Raw genomic sequence first — 17,747 nt, 5'->3', positions numbered from 1 at the left:
TTAGAATAGAAATATGATGTGCAGATGTGCGACTTTCACTCTAGGGAGCAGTTAAATGACTATTGAGCAAGCCATTTTAGAAAAAGTACGGGTATTATCACCTGAGAAGCAACAAGAGGTACTGGCGTTTATTAATTTGTTGCAAGCTGACGAATGGGAAAAGTTATACAAGGGGAGATTTAAGCAATTACAGCAGGAAATTCACCTTGGAATGGAAGCAGCTGATCGGGGTGAGTTAGTCGATGCTGAAGAGGTGTTTCAACAGTTACGCGAGAAACTGCAACAAAAACGCGCTCAGGCTGGTCAATGAGCAATATTTGTAGGTTTACAGTTCCAGCAAGTCGGGATGTTGAGGCTATTATCGATTACATTGCCAACAATAATAGTTTTGATACTGCTGAAAGCCTTCTCGCCAAAATCAACCAAAATGTGAAAGGTTAGCTAAATTTCCTGGTATGGGACGTAGACGAGATGAATTAGCTCCTAATTTACGCAGCTTTTCTGTTAATGATTACCTAATTTTCTACCGTACAATTGAGGAAGGTGTTGAAATTTTACGTGTTGTTAGTGGGTATCAAGATTTGGAAGGTTTATTTTTAGGGCAGAATGAGGATTAGCAAAATTGGTTGGGATAAGTGAAAAATTAATAGAATTGCCTAAATGTTTGCAAATAGACTGTTCTTGATAATTATATTTAGTCTCAACATAATTCTTGAAATGCCCACTATATAAGGCTTTTGTTTTAAGCGGGTGATGGGACTCGAACCCACGACACTCTGCATGGGAAGCAGATATTCTACCACTGAATTACACCCGCAGATAATTCTTAGCTGAAGATTAAGCCAGATAATATTATACCATTACTTGACCTTTAAGAAGCAGATTGTTCGCTGGTAGGTGGCAGAGTTGTTATTTCACGTTCTTCGGTACGCTTCTTGCCCAAACCATAACGCAATGTATCTAAAATCCAAGTCTGGAAGTCGTCAATGTAGGTAAATATGACTGGTACAACTACCAGTGTCAACAAGGTAGAAGTTGTGAAACCACCCATAATTGCAATTCCCATCGGTTGACGAACTTCAGAACCGACACCAATACCCAACGCCAAAGGCAAAGTACCCGCAATTGTTGCTAGAGAAGTCATCATAATCGGACGTAGACGCGACACGCCAGATTCAATCAATGCATGGCGTTGGGTTTTACCTGCTTGCATATTAATGATTGTATAATCAACCAAAAGAATCGAGTTTTTGGTAACAATTCCTAATAGCAGTACAACCCCAATCAAGGCATAGATTCCCAAGGGTTTTTGAGCAACCATCAAGGCTACTAAAGCGCCGCCTAAACAAAAAGGCAATGCCGCCATAATTGACAGGGGATGGAGAAAGTTATTATACAACAAGACCAAAATTGCATAGATACACAAAACTGCTAGTGCTAGTGCGCCACCAAAACGGCTGAAAATGTCCTGCATAATTTTGGCACTACCAGAAGGTTGCTGTGTGACTTCTGGGGGTAAGTTTTGCAATGCCGGGAGGTTATTAACTGCTTGTACTGCTTCTCCCAAGGAAATACTTTGCAAGTTGGCTTCTACTGCAACTTGACGAGCGCGATCATAACGATTGATGGTTGCAGGGCCACTACCAAAACGAATATCTGCAACTGCCAAAAGAGAAACCAACTCACCATTTTGACTGGGAACTTGAAGATTTTTGAGGGTGTTAATATCTGTACGCGCTTTGGGGTCAATTTGAACGCGGATAGGAATTTGCCGATCGCTTAAGTTAAACTTGGCTAAATTTGCCTCGTTATCGCCAATAGTTGCCAAAGAAGCAGTACGAGCGATCGCTTGCACTGTTACACCTAAATCCGCTGCTCGTTGAGGGTTGGGAACAACGACAATTTCTGGTTTAACTAAACTAGCGCTAGAAGATACTTCTACTAAGCCAGTGACATCTCGCATTTGCTTTTCTAAGGCATTGGCAGTTTCGTTTAAAGCTTGGGGATTTTCACTCCTGAGAACTATTGATAGGCTTTTACGACTATCCCCTGGACTTTGGCTTTGGAAACTGATTCTAGCTCCCGGTATTTCTTGAAATAAAGGGCGGACTTGTTCTTCAAATTGTTTTTGAGAAATTTTCCGTTCTGACTTGGGTTTGAGTTGCACAGCCAGAGTTGCAGCATTAATTTCTTCTGTGGCTAACACTCGTTCAACTGTGGGATTTTGGCGAATCAAATCAGTTGCTTGGGTTGCAACCTTGTTGACATCTGCCAAGGTGGAACCGGGAGGTAATTCAATTGCAACAGTAGAAATACCCAAGTCGCCGTCATCAACGAAACCCTTAGGAATTAAAGGAACTAGCATCAGACTTGCCATAAAAAAAGCTAAGGCGATCGCCATTGTTGTCAATCTATGGCGTAATGCCCACTTGAGGAGGGATTTATAAGGCTGCAAGCGACGGTGTTTAAAATCTGAAGTTTGGGATTGGAGATTGAAAATTTTGCTGAGTCTCAACTTGGCTTGAGTAGCACTAGGTTGATGATGTTGCTTGTGTAATAAATAAGCTCCCATCATCGGTGTCACCATCCGTGCGACTAAAGTTGAGAAAATTGTAGAAACGGCAACGGTAACACCAAATGGTTGAAAAAACTGCCCAGGAACGCCGCCCATAAAAGCAACGGGCAGAAACACGGCAATAATTGTGGCAGAAGAAGCCATAACTGCTAATCCCACTTCCTCAGAAGAGTCAAAAGCAGCTTTCCAGGCTGATTTGCCCATAGCGATATGCCGTTCCATGTTTTCAATTTCAACAACGGCATCATCCACTAAGTTACCTACAGCCAGGGCTAATGCCAACAAAGTCATGTTGTTGAGGGTATAACCCAAAGCTTGCTGCACAGCGAAGGTAGGAATGATCGATAAAGGCAGGGCAACAGCAGTAATTAATGTGGCTCGCCAGTCTCGTAAAAACACTAAAATTACAATCACAGCTAGTACCGAAGCTTGAATTAATTCATCAATGGTGCTTTCGTAAGATTTGCGAACAACGTCAGCCCTAGTAAAAATTAAATTCAGTTGTACATCTTGGGGAAGTGTTTTTTGTAATTGTGCGACTGCTGCTTTGACTCCTGCTTCTACTGTCACCATGACGCTGCCAGTACTCCGCAATACCTGGAAAGCGACCACAGGTTGGTTGTTCAAACGGGCGGCTTGACGCACATCGGCAAACTTATCTTCAACAGTTCCCAAACTAGATAAAGGGACGGAACCACCCCCAGGTAGAAGGATTTCATAGGTTTGCAAAACATCCACACTCGCGGCACTACCAAGGGTGCGGATACTTTGTTCGCTACCACCAACTTCGGCACGTCCCCCAGGTAAGTTAACATTCAATGTGCGGATTTGGTCGTTGACCTGAGTGGCAGTAATGCCTAAAGATTCTAACTGATTAGGATCAAGGTTAATTCGGATTTCTCGGTCAACTCCACCCACACGCTTAATTTGGGCTACACCCTTGACTGCTAATAAAGCCCGGCTGATGGTTTGGTCTACGATGTTACTTAATTCTTCTACAGAACGCTGATCAGATTTGACTGCGTAGGTAATTACTGCACCGCCAGCAAAATCTAAGCGTTGTACAATTGGGTCATTGATATCTTGGGGTAAACTTTGGCGAATTTGAGCGATCGCATTCCGCACATCATTAGTAGCGCGATCGCTATTTGTCCCTAAAATAAAATTAATCGTTGTTTTGGAGTTGCCATCGCTAACTGTGGAAATCATGTTATCGATATTACCCAAACCTGCAACAGCATCTTCAATTTTTTTCGTCACTTGGGATTCTAGTTCTGCTGGGCTTGCTCCTGGTTGAGTAACTGTGACTAAAACTGCTGGCACATCAATATTGGGGTTAATATCAATTCCTAAGGATATAAAGGAAAACCAACCTACTACCGTCAAAATTAAAAATAAAACTATCGTGGGAACAGGTTTTTTAATTGACCAAGCCGAGATGTTAAAAGACATAAGAAAATTTTATGTTTGGGATGAGGGGCATGGGGAATAAAAGGCAGAGGGGCAGGGTGCAGGGCGCAAGGGGGATAAAGAAAATTGGTGTTGCATATTTCAGGATGATTTATCGGGCTACGCCCCGCTTTGCTAACACGCAGAGGAGGACACTTGCGTGGGCGGCTCTGCCGACTTGAGCAAAGTGTCCGTCGCGCAGAGACGCAGAGAGTATAAGGAGTTTTAAGTTTCAATTCATCAAATTTCATCTTCTGATTCAGCAATGCCAGAAAATTTATTGGTTTGCGACTCTTACCTTGTCGCCGTCTTTGAGGTAGCTTGCACCGTTAACTACTACGCGCAGATTTGAAATGTCTTGTTTTAAGTTATTGCTGATTTGCAACCCACTCTTGATTTCTACTCTGTCACCATCGATAAGTTCTCCTACTTCTACTTTCTGGGCGCGGACTATATCTTCGTCCGATAAGGTAAATAAAATGACGCTGCCATCTGGTTGGGATTGCACTGCTTTTTGGGGTACAGCTATCCCCATTGTTGTATTAGTGTTAATTGCTGCCCGCGCAAACATCCCAGGTTTTAATAAATCTGTTACGGGTAAATCAATTTTGACTGTAGCTTCGCGCCTTTGGGGATTTACTAGCGGTTGGATTTCTCTAACTCGTCCTTGCGATCGCACTCGACGATCAACATCTGAGGTAATTTGTACAGATGCACCAATATCTATCTGTGGCAATTGCATTTGCGGAACCCGTGCCTGAAGTTCTAACCTACCGTTACGGATAATAGAAAACAGCTTTTGTGTACCACCAATCACAGTCCCAGTTTGAGTTTGTGGCGGTACACCCGTAACATCGCCGACTCTGGCTAATTTCTCGGCAATCATTCCCGAAATCGGCGCACGCACTACAGTTTGCTTGAGTTGAGTTTGCAGTTGTTGTACCTTGGCCACACTACTACGGACATCAGCTTGGGCTTTATTCACATTTGCTTTGGCACTGCCAATATTTGCTTTGGCACTACTGACATTTGCTTGAGCGCTATAAATATTTTCTTGGGCTAGGCGTACAGACTCTTTAGCAGTTTTCACTGTGTAAAAACGAGTATCAAGTTCTTGCTGACTAATCGCTCCCGAAGCGGCAAGTTTTTGATAACGTTGAAAATTCTTTTCAGCTTCTTCTAATTTGGCTTGGGCTTGCCCTAAGTCGGCTCGTTTTTGTTTAACTATCGCCTGATTAGATGCCACACTAGCTTGCTTGGATGTTATTTCTGCTTGCTTAGATACCACATCGGCTTGCTTAGATTCTATCTCTGCTTTTGCTTGACTAATTTGGGCTTGCAGTATGGAATCATCCAGTATTGCCAGTACTTGACCTTTGTTGACAAAAGCTCCCTCTTTAATGTCTTCAGGGATAATTTTGATTTGTAAACTGTTGACCTGTGGCAAAACAGGAATCAAATCACGAGCTGCTACAGTCCCAGTAGTATTGAAAGTGCGGAAAATACGGGTCTTTTCTACTGGGGCGATAGTGACTGTCATGGCTGGGTTAACTGTCGGTGCGACTTTCTTTGCTACTGCACTTTGTTGACGACTAGGAAGGTAAGTAAATAAACTTATACCACCCAAAGCGATCGCTATCCCCAAGCCAGTACCTATAAATAGCGGTATTAACCAAGGACGGGTTTGCTGAGTATCTGCTTTACTAAAAGATTCATCCTCATCAACCTTTACAGGTGCTTCTGTTTCCACTTCTAAAAAACTTTCGTTGTCCAAAGTTCTACCTCCACTAGCCGATTTATCTATGCAAATACCACTACTGGTCTTTTTTTTTTAAATAGGTTTCAACTGACTATGCATACTAAAATATGGCTCATATTTGAGAATTTTGACCGTAATAATCCTCATTATGATGCCCATAAATTGACTTAATTCTTTTAATCAAATCAAAAAAATATTCAGTATTTATACGGTTGTTTATCAAGCAGCATGATTTACGTTCTCTATCAGCCTATTTATAAGTCACACAGCTTTTGTATTGAGATCACTGTCACTAAATAAACAGATGTGAAACACTTAATTAGAGTAGGTCGCGATCGCACTTACCTTTTGTCTCATACACGCTAATAAATATTACTTATATAAATTTGGTTAGCATATCATCTGAGCAAATTATGAAGATAGCTAGCGCTCACATCCATTTCTAAGTTACAAAGGATAAATTTGCATTGTTTAAAATTTCCATAACGGCAACCCTGCTTGTGCAAGCTAGTAAAAACTCGTAAATAGTTACAGCAGTTTTGAATTGATTAAATGAACCACTAGTCTAGAAACCTAAAAATTGTTTGATTACCAATCTAAGTCACAAAGCCATGTTCAATGTCACTGAAATTTTAATTGATGCTTTTGTCAAGCAAATTCGAGAAGGCTACCGTCGTACATACGGCTGCTCGAAAAATGATTACCAAGATATCATCGCTTGGGCAGGGAGTATGGCATTGGAAAATATTGCCAATAGCGACGCTCTTTATCACAACGTTGAACACTCGGTTTTAGTTACCTTGGTAGGACAGGAAATGTTACGTGGTAAACACATTCGAGAAGGTGGCGTTTCCAGCGAAGACTGGCTACATTTCATCATTTCTTTGGTATGCCATGATATCGGTTATGTCAAAGGAGTTTGCCGACAAGACCAAGAGGCCGCAGGTTTATATGCTACAGGTAAAAATGGCAGAATGATTTCTCTACACCCAGGAGCTTCTGATGCCAGCCTTACACCTTATCATGTTGATAGAGCCAAACTTTTTATTGATGAGCGTTTTGGCGGTCACAAGTTGATAGATGCTGACGTGATTAAGAGTAATATTGAATGGACTCGTTTCCCAGTACCTACAGCAGAAGATCATCAAGAGACAGCTAACTTTGCTGGATTAGTGCGTGCTGCTGATTTAATCGGGCAATTAAGCGACCCGCGTTATTTAAAGAAAATTACCTCTTTATTTTACGAGTTTGAAGAAACTGGGATGAATAAGGTTTTGGGCTACGAGACACCTGCTGATTTACGCAAAAACTACGCTAAATTTTACTGGAATGGTGTTCATCCCTACATCAAAGAAGGATTGCGTTACTTATCTTTGACACAGCAAGGAAAACAAATTGTTGCTAACCTCTACTCGAACGTATTTGTTGTAGAACATGAAAAACAGCAAGAAGAACATCTATATTTAGTTGAGCAACGACATGCTTAGATATTAGTCAGTGGTCAGTGGTCAGTGGTCAGTGGCAATCATATTTTTTAAGATCGAGCCACTTTCAAGATAAAGTAATGAACTAATGAACTAGTGGTCTGTCCCATTAATTTTGAAGGTAAAATCATGAACCGCAAAGGAAGAAAAACTAAGAATAAGTTAACCAATCAAAATAATTTGATGTGATAGACCACTAGATCAAAAACAACTGACAACTAACCAAGGACACATAACTATGAATTGGTGGCAAAGACTGCAAAAGAATCCTTTGGCGCGATTTGGGGCAATTTTACTGTTAATTTTTTATCTAGCAGTAATTGCTGCTGATTTTGTTGCCCCTTATGACCCCTATGCCTCACAGGCAAATGGTTCCCTACTGCCACCAACTCAGGTTTATTGGGTTTCAAAATCATCAGGGCGGTTTATTGGCCCTCATATTTATCCTACGACCCAAGGAGATACTGACCTGCAAACAGGCGATCGCCAACTGATTGTAAACTTTAAAAAACCCTCACCCTTACGTTTATTTGTCTCTGGGGCAGAATATCGGCTGTTGCAGCTGAGTTTGCCACTGCCGCCTGAGTGGGATGAAACTATCATCTTTCCCGGCATACCCTTGGATTGGCATTTATTTGGTGCAGCTAATGAGGCTAAATTTAATATCTTAGGTACTGACGAACAAGGACGCGACCAATTCAGTCGCTTAGTACATGGGGGTCGCATTAGCTTATTTATCGGAATTATCGGAGTTATTATTACCTTTCCCCTAGGTCTTTTTATAGGTGGCATTTCTGGTTATTTTGGCGGCTGGACTGACAGTGTTATCATGCGCCTCGCAGAAGTACTGATGACTTTCCCAAGTATTTATCTTCTAGTTACCTTAGGTGCAGTCTTACCACCTGGTTTAAGCAGTACCCAACGCTTTTTATTGATTGTGGTAATTACTTCAGTAATTAGCTGGGCTGGTTTAGCACGGGTAATTCGCGGACAAGTATTATCAATTAAAGAGCGAGAATTTGTCCAAGCAGCAAGAGCAATGGGTGGTAAGCCAATTTATATTATTCTCCGCCACGTTTTGCCGCAAACGGCTACTTATGTAATTATCTCTGCTACTCTTGCGGTTCCTAGTTTTATTAGCGCTGAGGCAGTATTAAGTCTAATTGGCTTAGGTATTCAACAACCAGACCCATCATGGGGAAATATGCTTTCTCTGGCAAGCAATGCCTCTATTTTGGTGTTGCAACCTTGGTTAATTTGGCCGCCAGCACTGCTAATTATTCTGACGGTACTGGCTTTCAATTTGTTGGGTGATGGACTCAGAGATGCTCTCGACCCCCGCAGTTTACGAAGATAAGCTAGTTTATATACCCATAGTTCTAGATTATTGTTTTTGATTTTTGGTATCTAGAAACTTCAACTGATTGTAGATACAACTAATTTGTAATAAACTTGCACCTGCTGTTTGTGCCTGACGTATTGGATTGCCAAAAATTGCCTCTATCTCTAGGGGGCGACATTCATCATAGTCAATTTTCATGCTAGTGCGGTAAGGTTTCATTTTGACGGTGTAATCTAGCATTTTTTGAATGAAACTGTCAGGAATATTACGCCCATGACTATTTGCCCCTGCCGCTACTTCAAACATTAATTGTTCGACTAATTTGCAAGTGTACATATCTGCCATTAATTCATCTGTTCTGGCATTGAGAATTACAGAAAGACCATTGTAAGGAATATTCCACACCAACTTTTTCCAACGTGCTAATAGTAAGTCTTCAGCTAATTCTATTGCAATCCCAGCCCGATGAAAGTCATGGGCAATTTGCTGTATTTTGTCTGTAATGCCAACAGTAGGATAGCCTGGAATATATTCCCCTAAAGTAATATGTCCATAGTCCAAGTGGCAAATATGTCCTTGTGCTACTTTATTGGAACACAAAAAGCACAGTCCACCAATAATACTGACGTTGCCAATTATTTGGGCAATTTCTTCTTCTATACCAAGTCCATTTTGCAATACCAACACCACCCCACCATTTTTAACAATAGGTGGTAACAATTTCGGTAGCAAATAATTTTGTGTTGTTTTTAATGCAACTACTACCACATCGCATTGTGGCATTTTCTCTATATCTTGATAAGCATTAACTTGGGGAAGGGCAAAGTCACCGTCTTTAGACTCAACGAGTAAACCATATTTTTTGACATGGTCATAGTCACTTCTGAGCAAAAAATGCACATCCAAACCAGCTTTTTGTAATTTGCCTCCATAAAATCCACCTAATGCACCAGTTCCTAGAATGGCATACTTGCGATCGCACATATTTTTCCCCAACAAATTTTCTCAGAATAATCAGCTTCTCTATGTCTGTAGATAGTGAATTTATCACTTCGTTTACATTTACACATAAGTTTTTGTAATAATATTTCAAGCAAATTCACTATAATTTAAAATTTTTTGCAGAGATTAATTAGGTAAAATAAATGGCTCATATTCTTAATTAAGATTAACTATTTAGTCAGATTTAAATTATGTTACATTTCTCAAGTGATTACTTTAGAGGTATGCTAAGCTCGGTTTAGATAAGTAAAAATATATTTTATTAATTTTATATGCCGACATTATCCCAAAAAATTGATGCTTGATTTCCACACTTTAGCAGAGTTCTCCCGTGCCAACTGCGTCAGCATTTGTGCATTTCTTGTACCAGCAAACTTGATTGCTACATCATTGACAATCATCCTCACATTTCTACAGCGCCAAATATGGCAAACAGTGGGGATTGCCAGCATTTTTGCTTTTGTGATGGTATTACACGTATATACTTGGTTTGCTATTGGTGTAGTGATGGCTCCCACTTATATTTTGTTATGCTTAGCAATTAGTTGTTTGTTGAGTAATTTGGTAGCGGTTATGGTGCGAAAATACCAAATGAATAGTCTGCGTCTTTCTAACAATGCTTGAAAACGACAAATAATATTCAATACAGGAACAAAGTTCTAGAAAAAATCATCACTCATCCGAATTAAAAGCTGCGATCGCTGTTACATATTGTAGTACTATCATAATTCAGATATCGAACTGCGATCGCACTCTCTTTCAAGGTGATTAATCGAACCGCAGAGGCGCAGCGAAAAGTTGTCATAGCGAAGCGTTAGCGAGTCCGCGAGCGTCGGAGGGTTTCCCTCCGTAACAAACTTTTCAAGACAGAGAACGCAGAGTAATAGATTTGTGTTACTTCAATGATTAATTTTCTCTAGCTTGAATATCGTTTTTGATCATGCTTTGGATATCAACTCAATTTACCTGTAATAATGAATGCTGCCCAGTAATAGGGATGATCGTAAAGCTTTTGATCTGGTGTCATTTTACTACTTCTATATAGATATGTAGCTAAATAAGTCCTAACTCTCAACTCTTCAGATTGCAGATTATTAAGTAAGTCTTCATACCATTTTGTTAATTCTCCAGCAGTTAGTTCTTTTAGCCATGCTGTTGCTTCAGCTAATGCAGTCGTTGCAGATTTATCTTGCTGTAGCTTGCGATAAAACTCTATCATCACCAACGCACTCGCAGATGATTCTACAGTCCAAAGAGTACTCACGACATGGGGTACTTTTCTCCAGAGAAAACCATTAACTAAACCCACATATTCAGTAGTAATATTATATTTGTTAATTTTGGCAGTTTCACAAGCAGAAAGAGTTACCAAATTGTAGCTAGCTAGATTTCCTTGACAGATTTCTGCTAAAGTTAGTTTTTCTTCATCTGCTAAAGCTAATTCTGATTTTTTTGGCTCACTATTATTAGTAGTAGCATATCCAGTAAAATGTAATATATTATTACTATTAAATAAGGCATTTTCGACCACATTTTTAGTAGCTTTTACTCCCTGAATGCGTTGAGGATTATTAAACATCTGACTGACGATTTCAGATTCAATTTGGGAAAATTTTAGTGTTGCATAACCTGTACTATTAGGATGCTCAATACTGAGCAATTTTTGATTTGATGACTGCTGTAAATTTTTAGTTTTTAAATTTAAACCTGTTTGGATACTAGGCAAATAAGTAATAGTAAAATTAGATGCCACGCTTGGCAAATCTTCTTGGTGAGGATCAAACAGTGCATGGAGAGGCAATCTGTGCAAGTTACGGTGGGGAACAAGAATTAGTTGAGTAATATCTTCAAGTTCTTGGGCAATTGTGGAAATTTGGAGGATATTTTTCAGTTTTAACAACCTCGGTTCCATTTCTAATCGCCAAGAATGATTACTCTTGTTTTGCTGAGATGGAACTTGACTACAATATTCTTGGTGTGTGTGGTTCCAATCTTCCAGCCAATTTTCAAATTCAATTAAGCGCCTTGCTGCTTCAGTTAAAGGCAATTCATCGCCAGATGTAGCGGTTTCTTCTAAAGATATTTTCCCTATCTCTTGTATGGGTGTAAAGACGAGGATAGGTGATGGTGCTTCATCTTTAATAATGAAAGTGTGTAGAGCTACTGGGCTAATATGCCAGTAAATAATCGCTGTAGTGGGATCAAGCAGTTGTTGAACTGAATGATAATTGGGTGAGTAAATTTCTTGATTCCAATCGAATAACAGCCAATTTAAGCAAGAATTTTTGATTTGTTCTGCCATTTCCCAGGCTTCCACCAAATCACCGTAATCTACATGGACATCAACTGCTAATTGCCAAACTCCGGCAAATTTGAGAGCTAGCTGTTTTTTACTTTCGTCAGGGCGAGTAGGTTCATTAAGCAATTGTTGCAGCAAATTGACACTGTGTTGCTGTAATTCTTGTGCTTGTGCTGTTTCTCCTAAACCCAAAAGCGCTTTGATTAAAGATTGCAAAACTTCTAAATGTAACTGGGCAAAATCTTCACTTGTGAGGGTTAATAGTGCTTGATTATATTCAGTTATGGCATTGTGCCAGTAATTACGAGATGTCGGATGTTTCTTGCCTAAATCGTAATGGGTATTACCGATCGCTAAATGCAATCTCCCCCAACCTTCAGGATAAGTATCTGGGCGGACATGTTTCAATCCTTCTTCGTAACTGGCTAATTTCCCTTCATAGCCACCATACTTAAGGGCGGGATTTGTCGCTGCTAGATTAGTTGACAAACTCGACAGCGCCTCAGTATTCTCTAAATGACCAATTGCTGTACCTCGACCAATCCAAGCTTCCCAGTAGTCAAGTTTAATTTGTAAGGCATTGTCGTAAGAAATGATCGCTTCAGTAAATTGTTCTAAATAAAATAGGGCTACTGCTTGGTTGTACCATGCTAAATGAAAATCGGGTTTAATTGCTATGGCTTGACGATAAGAATCAATCGCTTCTTCGCGGCGTGCTAAGTTATCTAAAGCTATACCCCGGTTGTACCAAGCTAAGTAAAAGTTAGGCTGACTTGAAAGAGCTTTGTCCCAAGAGGCGATCGCTTCTTGCCAGCGTTTTAAATTAAATAGAACTACACCGCGATCAATCCAAACTTCATGAAAGTCCGGTTCTAGTTCTAAAGCTTCATCATAAGAGGCGATCGCTTCTTCATGTTGCTCACTAACAGCTAAGGCGATCCCTCGAAAATACCAGTTTTCTGGATCTTGGGGTTCTAAACGTACAGCTTCATCATAAGAGGCGATCGCTTCCCACAGTTGCCCTAACTTCAGTAGCGCTAAACCCTTGCTAGACCAAGCATCTGGGTAATCGGGCTGGATTTTGATTGCTTGATCAAAAGATGTGATCGCTTCCTCGAATTGTCCTAGTTCACCTAAGGTTCCACCCCGATTGTGCCAAGCTTTGTAATAGTCGGGTTTTAATTCTATAGCTTGATTATAAGAAGCGATCGCCTCAGCAAAATGTTTTAAATGAAATAAAGTCAAGCCTCTGTTAAACCAATATTCAGAAGAGTTGGGCTGAATTTCTATTGCTTGATTATAAGAAGCGATCGCCCCTAACAAATCACCAGTTTTAGCTTGCTGAAGACCTTGGTAAAACCATGCTTGAGCATTCGACGGGTTGGTGGTAATCGCTGGAGTTTGGCTTGGGGAAATTGCCAGATTGGAAGCCAATTGTTGGGCTAAGTTTGTACTTTGATCCAACCTGACTAATAATTCATCTAAAGTGTTAGCTACTTGTGGCTCTAAATTAGTGAGAGACCGATCCCCAACCTTTTCTTTTGAGACGATGGGGGCTGGGGTTTTGACTACATAGTCTAATGAAAGTTCGCTTAAATTACCAATTACATCTTCTTGTGCAGGAATCAGCAGAGGTAGTACCCTTGGGGCTTCGACTTCTTCTTGTGTATCTTCCCTAATTAAATCTTCTAAGTTTTCTTGCGGTAATAAGGTAGCTTCAACTTCTTCCTGTGGATATTCCTCAATCAACGAGCCTCTTGGCTCATCGTTGACTGCTGCGGTTTCAACTTCTTCACCTTCATATTCCCAGATTAATTCTCTTGATTGCTCATTAGTATCTGCTGGGGATGCTGTCGTGGTTTCAATTTCTAGATCGTCAGATTCCCATAACAGTTCGCCTAAGTTACGTATTAACTCCTGTCCTGGAGAGTCTGTTAGGCTTTCAGACGTTTCAGAAATTGTAGTTTCGGCTTCTGGCTCCTCATTATCGTCGTACCATTCGCTTAAATTACGTGTCAACAGCTGTGTGCCAATGTCATAAGAAAGTTCTCCAATTGTACCGACACGAAGCTCACCTAGCTGTACCATCCGCGTTGCTAACTGATGATTTGGTGCGGGTGATGTAAGTAATTTTTCACCAAAAATTAGTAACCAATCTATCCAACGCTCAACACTAATGCGTTCTTCCATGCGTTCTAGATAATTGATCGCCCACTGTCGTTCACGTCCTTGATAGACACCTTCCAACAGTTCATGAAACAAAAGTTCCAGATCCGCATTCGTGAGTTCAGGAGGTGATTCTCCAACCTTCTGTCCCCTCGCAGTCTTGATAACACGAGTCTGCTGACTACCAACGGGGCTGTTTAAAAATGTTATAAGCCACTGCAATAGCTGCGTGAGATCTGCCATACTCTTGGATTTTATTTCTCCTAGATTGTAGCGATCGTTATGTTAAAAAAATCTGTAATTACGTCAAAACAATTGAATTTAGCGAGGTTTTTAGTCATAGGATTATAAAAAATATACAAAACTTTAGAACTAGGGGCTAGGGGCTAGGGGCTAGGGGCTAGAGGCTAGGGACTAGGGACTAGAGAGCAGAGGAGCAGAGGAGCAGAGGAGCAGGGGAGAATAATATCTATAGCTCCATGCCCAATGCCCCATGCCCAATGCCCCATGCCCCATTTCCAATAGCTTACCCTTGATCTGTAGTCGATTCATTTGCAGCATATTGATTAATCAACTCCTGGACAATAACTTGTGGATCGTCAGTTTCGATTGCTAGCTGTTGAGCAACTTGCTGGCGTAGGTTCTCATCTTGCTGCAACATGACAAACAATTGCTCTAGGCTAACAGTTTGGTATTCTCCTTCTGCTGGGAAGGATTCTTCCACCGCTGGGATATTTTCTTGTTGGTTTAATTCGTTTTGTAATAGGTAGTTCTCTTGAGGTAGATAGTTTTCTTCAGGTAAATAAGTTTCACTGACAGCATCTGGCCCCTCGTATTCCCATATTGGTTCGCTTTGATTGCGTCTCAATACCTGCATACCAATATCGTAGGCAGTATTGCCAACTTCTCCGATGCCTAACTCACCCAGTTGGACTAACCGAGCAGCTAGTTCATTGTTAGGTGTAGGTGATGCTATCAATCTTTCACCAAAGCGCTGTAACCATTCTATCCAGCGATCGCTAGAGACGCGATGTTCAATGTTATGCAGCCACTTTTGCGCCCAAGCTTGTCCTCGCGCCTGATGTACTCCCTCTAGAAGTTCGGTAAACAGAAATTCTAGATCTGTGTCGGTTAGAGGTGGTGCTGGTTCTTTTGGTACATTGTCTTTTGTTTTGGAGTCAGTCTGTTGCCCACCAAACAAGCGTTGGAAAAATCTTTTAAACCATTGAACTAACCGCCTGAGCATTTGCTGCACCATTGAGTATTGCTTACCCTAAGATTGTAGCGATCGCACTGTACCATCATTTCACTTCAGTCAATAAAATGTACATTATTCTATGGGCATGGAGAAGAGGCGGAGGGGCAGGGTGCAGGGTGCAGAGGAGATGAAGAGGAATTACCTCTTTCTCCCTTTCTCCTTTTCTCCCTGCCTCCCCTGCTCCCCCTGCCTCCCCTGCTCCCTGCTCCCTAGCCCCTAGCCCCTAGCCCCTCCTATTGGTTCAAATGTACTATAATAAAAAACAAGGTACTGAAATTATTTAATTGTTTCCAAGGGATATTCCTGCGTTTAGAATAATTGAATGCCAAATTGCGTACTTGTGTTACTAAATCAATTTATAAAAGGCATTGACAATTTCTATCTATGTCTTACGAACCCCTACATCACAAGTATCGCCCGAAGAGTTTTGCTGAACTGGTGGGACAAGAAGCGATCGCGACTACCCTCACTAATGCGATTCGCACAGCTAAGATTGCTCCTGCCTATTTGTTCACTGGCCCGCGAGGGACAGGTAAGACTTCAAGCGCCCGGATTCTTGCTAAATCTTTAAATTGCCTCAAAAGTGGTAAACCCACGGCTGAGCCTTGTGGTGTATGTGATGTTTGTCGGGGAATCACTCAGGGATATTCCCTTGATGTGATTGAAATTGATGCTGCTAGTAATACTGGTGTCGATAATATCCGTGAGTTGATTGAAAAAGCTCAGTTTGCCCCTGTGCAGTGCCGCTATAAAGTTTATGTGGTGGATGAATGCCACATGTTAAGTACCCAAGCGTTCAATGCATTACTTAAAACCTTAGAAGAACCACCTAAGCATGTAGTCTTTGTTTTGGCGACAACAGACCCGCAACGAGTATTACCGACAATTATTTCGCGTTGCCAAAGGTTTGATTTTAGAAGGATTCAGTTAGAAGCGATGGTAAAACATTTAACTGCGATCGCTGCTAAAGAAAATATTCAAATTGCTCCTGATGCTGTCACTTTGGTAGCCCAAATTGCTCAGGGAGGCTTGCGAGATGCGGAAAGTTTACTTGACCAATTAGCGCTATTGTCTGGTGAGGTGACACCGGACAAAGTTTGGGATTTAGTGGGTTCGGTAAGTGAAAAAGATTTATTATCGCTGTTAAATGCGATCGCTCAAGACCATGCAGAATCAGTGTTAGATTGTAGCCGCAATATTCTAGATCGCGGTCGGGAACCATTGATTATTCTGCAAAATTTCGCCGCTTGCTACCGCGATTTACTGATTGCCAAAACAGCACCTAATCGCCATGATTTAGTTGCTTGTACTAGTCAAACCTGGACAGCGCTAGTTGAGTTTGCCCAGCAATTCGATGTGACTACAATTTTGGCAGGACAGCAACACTTGCGAACTGCTGAAGTCCAAATTAAAAACACTACTCAACCGCGTTTGTGGCTGGAGATGACATTACTAGGATTGTTACCCAGTGCAAATATTCAATCTGCCGCTACAGGGATTTTACCTAAAGTCACTGCACCATCAAACAATCATCGTCCATCTCCACAGTATCCAACTTCTCTTTCACAACCCAATCATATCGAAAGCCGTCGGGAGAGTAATTCGTCTGATTCAGTAAATCACAACTCTTCTCATGACTCGGTGTCACTGCCACCAGAAAATGGATTTGTCCCTCAGCCATCTGTTGAGGAAAAACCGCCGATTGCACCTGCACAATCAGTATCTCCAGAAGTGCCAGCAGAAGCGGTTAATGAAGTCATGCAATCTGACTTGACCCAAGATTGGCAAAAAGTCCTGGCTAACCTCCAGCCAATCTCAAGGCGAGAACTGCTGCGTCAAATGTGCTATCTCACGGAGTTTGATGGTACTGTTGCTTGCGTTGGTGTTAAATCTGTATGGTATGACAAAGTAAAATCTGATTTACCCATGATAAAGGCTGCGTTTCAGCAGACTTTTGGTCGGGAAGTTGAGGTCAGCCTAGAAAAAGGAACTTTGTTAAACTCCGCTGTAGCTAGAAAAGAACCATCAAAAAACGGTTCCTCTAAGATTCAGCAACCTCCTCCTTCCACTGACAACCAGAATCACCAGCCAACGCCAACACCACAGCCAGATCCCATACCTGCACCACCACCAGCAAAAATCGAACCAGCAGCCAACAATGGAAATAAAGTAAAACCTTCACCTTTGCCACCAACCCGACCACTTTCCAATGATTGGGAAACTGACGAAGTAGCGATCGCAGCTCAACGTCTGGCACAATTTTTTGATGGACAAATTATCCGCCTCACAGAAGATGCAACAGAATCGCCTGAATCTATATCTACATCTGAATGGACAGATGAATCAGAAACAGACGATGAGTGAAAAGCAGGGGGCATACTTCGACTACTTCGACTACACCCTTCTCTACGAG

Annotated in this window: 12 protein-coding genes and 1 tRNA gene; 7 read left to right on the top strand and 6 right to left on the bottom strand. The window is 41.3% G+C overall.

Going from position 1 to position 17,747, the window contains the following annotated elements; translation table 11 throughout:
• The first annotated feature begins 55 nt into the window (after positions 1-55).
• The 3 genes from QI031_RS03745 to QI031_RS03735 are packed head-to-tail and all read left to right on the top strand — an operon-like array spanning position 56 to position 617.
• Positions 56-310: a hypothetical protein gene (locus QI031_RS03745; RefSeq protein ID WP_281483881.1), complete on the top strand. Its 255-nt coding sequence runs from the start codon at positions 56-58 to the stop codon at positions 308-310.
• On the top strand, positions 307-441 hold the full coding sequence (locus QI031_RS03740) for a hypothetical protein (RefSeq protein ID WP_281483880.1): 135 nt from the start codon (positions 307-309) through the stop codon (positions 439-441). The genes QI031_RS03745 and QI031_RS03740 overlap by 4 nt, the downstream gene beginning before the upstream one ends.
• A 14-nt stretch (positions 442-455) precedes the next feature.
• On the top strand, positions 456-617 hold the full coding sequence (locus tag QI031_RS03735; RefSeq protein WP_281483879.1) for a type II toxin-antitoxin system RelE/ParE family toxin: 162 nt from the start codon (positions 456-458) through the stop codon (positions 615-617).
• A 128-nt stretch (positions 618-745) separates the two neighbouring features.
• On the opposite strand, the gene QI031_RS03730 is transcribed toward QI031_RS03735, so the two are convergent.
• The 3 genes from QI031_RS03730 to QI031_RS03720 form a co-directional block, all read right to left on the bottom strand.
• Positions 746-817: transfer RNA gene (locus QI031_RS03730), tRNA-Gly, on the bottom strand.
• Positions 818-871: 54 nt separating this feature from the next.
• On the bottom strand, positions 872-4,027 hold the full coding sequence (locus QI031_RS03725; protein WP_281483878.1) for an efflux RND transporter permease subunit: 3,156 nt from the start codon (positions 4,025-4,027) through the stop codon (positions 872-874).
• Between the two features lie 274 nt (positions 4,028-4,301).
• Positions 4,302-5,798: an efflux RND transporter periplasmic adaptor subunit gene (locus tag QI031_RS03720; protein ID WP_281483877.1), complete on the bottom strand. Its 1,497-nt coding sequence runs from the start codon at positions 5,796-5,798 to the stop codon at positions 4,302-4,304.
• A gap of 596 nt (positions 5,799-6,394) precedes the next feature.
• Here QI031_RS03720 and QI031_RS03715 point away from each other — a divergent pair.
• Positions 6,395-7,270, top strand: a complete 876-nt coding sequence (locus QI031_RS03715; protein WP_281483876.1) for an Npun_R2479 family HD domain-containing metalloprotein — start codon at positions 6,395-6,397, stop codon at positions 7,268-7,270.
• Positions 7,271-7,505: 235 nt separating this feature from the next.
• On the top strand, positions 7,506-8,624 hold the full coding sequence (locus QI031_RS03710; protein ID WP_281483875.1) for an ABC transporter permease: 1,119 nt from the start codon (positions 7,506-7,508) through the stop codon (positions 8,622-8,624).
• A 27-nt stretch (positions 8,625-8,651) separates the two neighbouring features.
• Here QI031_RS03710 and QI031_RS03705 read toward each other — a convergent pair whose 3' ends face one another.
• Positions 8,652-9,593, bottom strand: a complete 942-nt coding sequence (locus QI031_RS03705; RefSeq protein WP_281483874.1) for a putative 2-dehydropantoate 2-reductase — start codon at positions 9,591-9,593, stop codon at positions 8,652-8,654.
• A gap of 315 nt (positions 9,594-9,908) precedes the next feature.
• Between QI031_RS03705 and QI031_RS03700 the strand changes: the two genes are divergently transcribed.
• Entirely contained in the window at positions 9,909-10,235 is a 327-nt protein-coding gene (locus QI031_RS03700; RefSeq protein WP_281483873.1) for a hypothetical protein, read from the top strand.
• Between the two features lie 328 nt (positions 10,236-10,563).
• Here QI031_RS03700 and QI031_RS03695 read toward each other — a convergent pair whose 3' ends face one another.
• Positions 10,564-14,319, bottom strand: a complete 3,756-nt coding sequence (locus QI031_RS03695; protein ID WP_281483872.1) for a CHAT domain-containing protein — start codon at positions 14,317-14,319, stop codon at positions 10,564-10,566.
• A gap of 283 nt (positions 14,320-14,602) precedes the next feature.
• On the bottom strand, positions 14,603-15,322 hold the full coding sequence (locus tag QI031_RS03690; protein ID WP_281485925.1) for a hypothetical protein: 720 nt from the start codon (positions 15,320-15,322) through the stop codon (positions 14,603-14,605).
• 396 nt (positions 15,323-15,718) lie between these two features.
• Between QI031_RS03690 and QI031_RS03685 the strand changes: the two genes are divergently transcribed.
• Positions 15,719-17,698, top strand: coding sequence for a DNA polymerase III subunit gamma/tau (locus QI031_RS03685; RefSeq protein ID WP_281483871.1), 1,980 nt, complete (start codon positions 15,719-15,721; stop codon positions 17,696-17,698).
• Positions 17,699-17,747: the final 49 nt, after the last annotated feature.

It is taken from the genome of Halotia branconii CENA392 (assembly GCF_029953635.1).
Lineage (GTDB): Bacteria > Cyanobacteriota > Cyanobacteriia > Cyanobacteriales > Nostocaceae > Halotia > Halotia branconii.
Note: the sequence above shows the minus strand (reverse complement) of the source record. Positions and strands in the feature narration are given on the sequence as shown.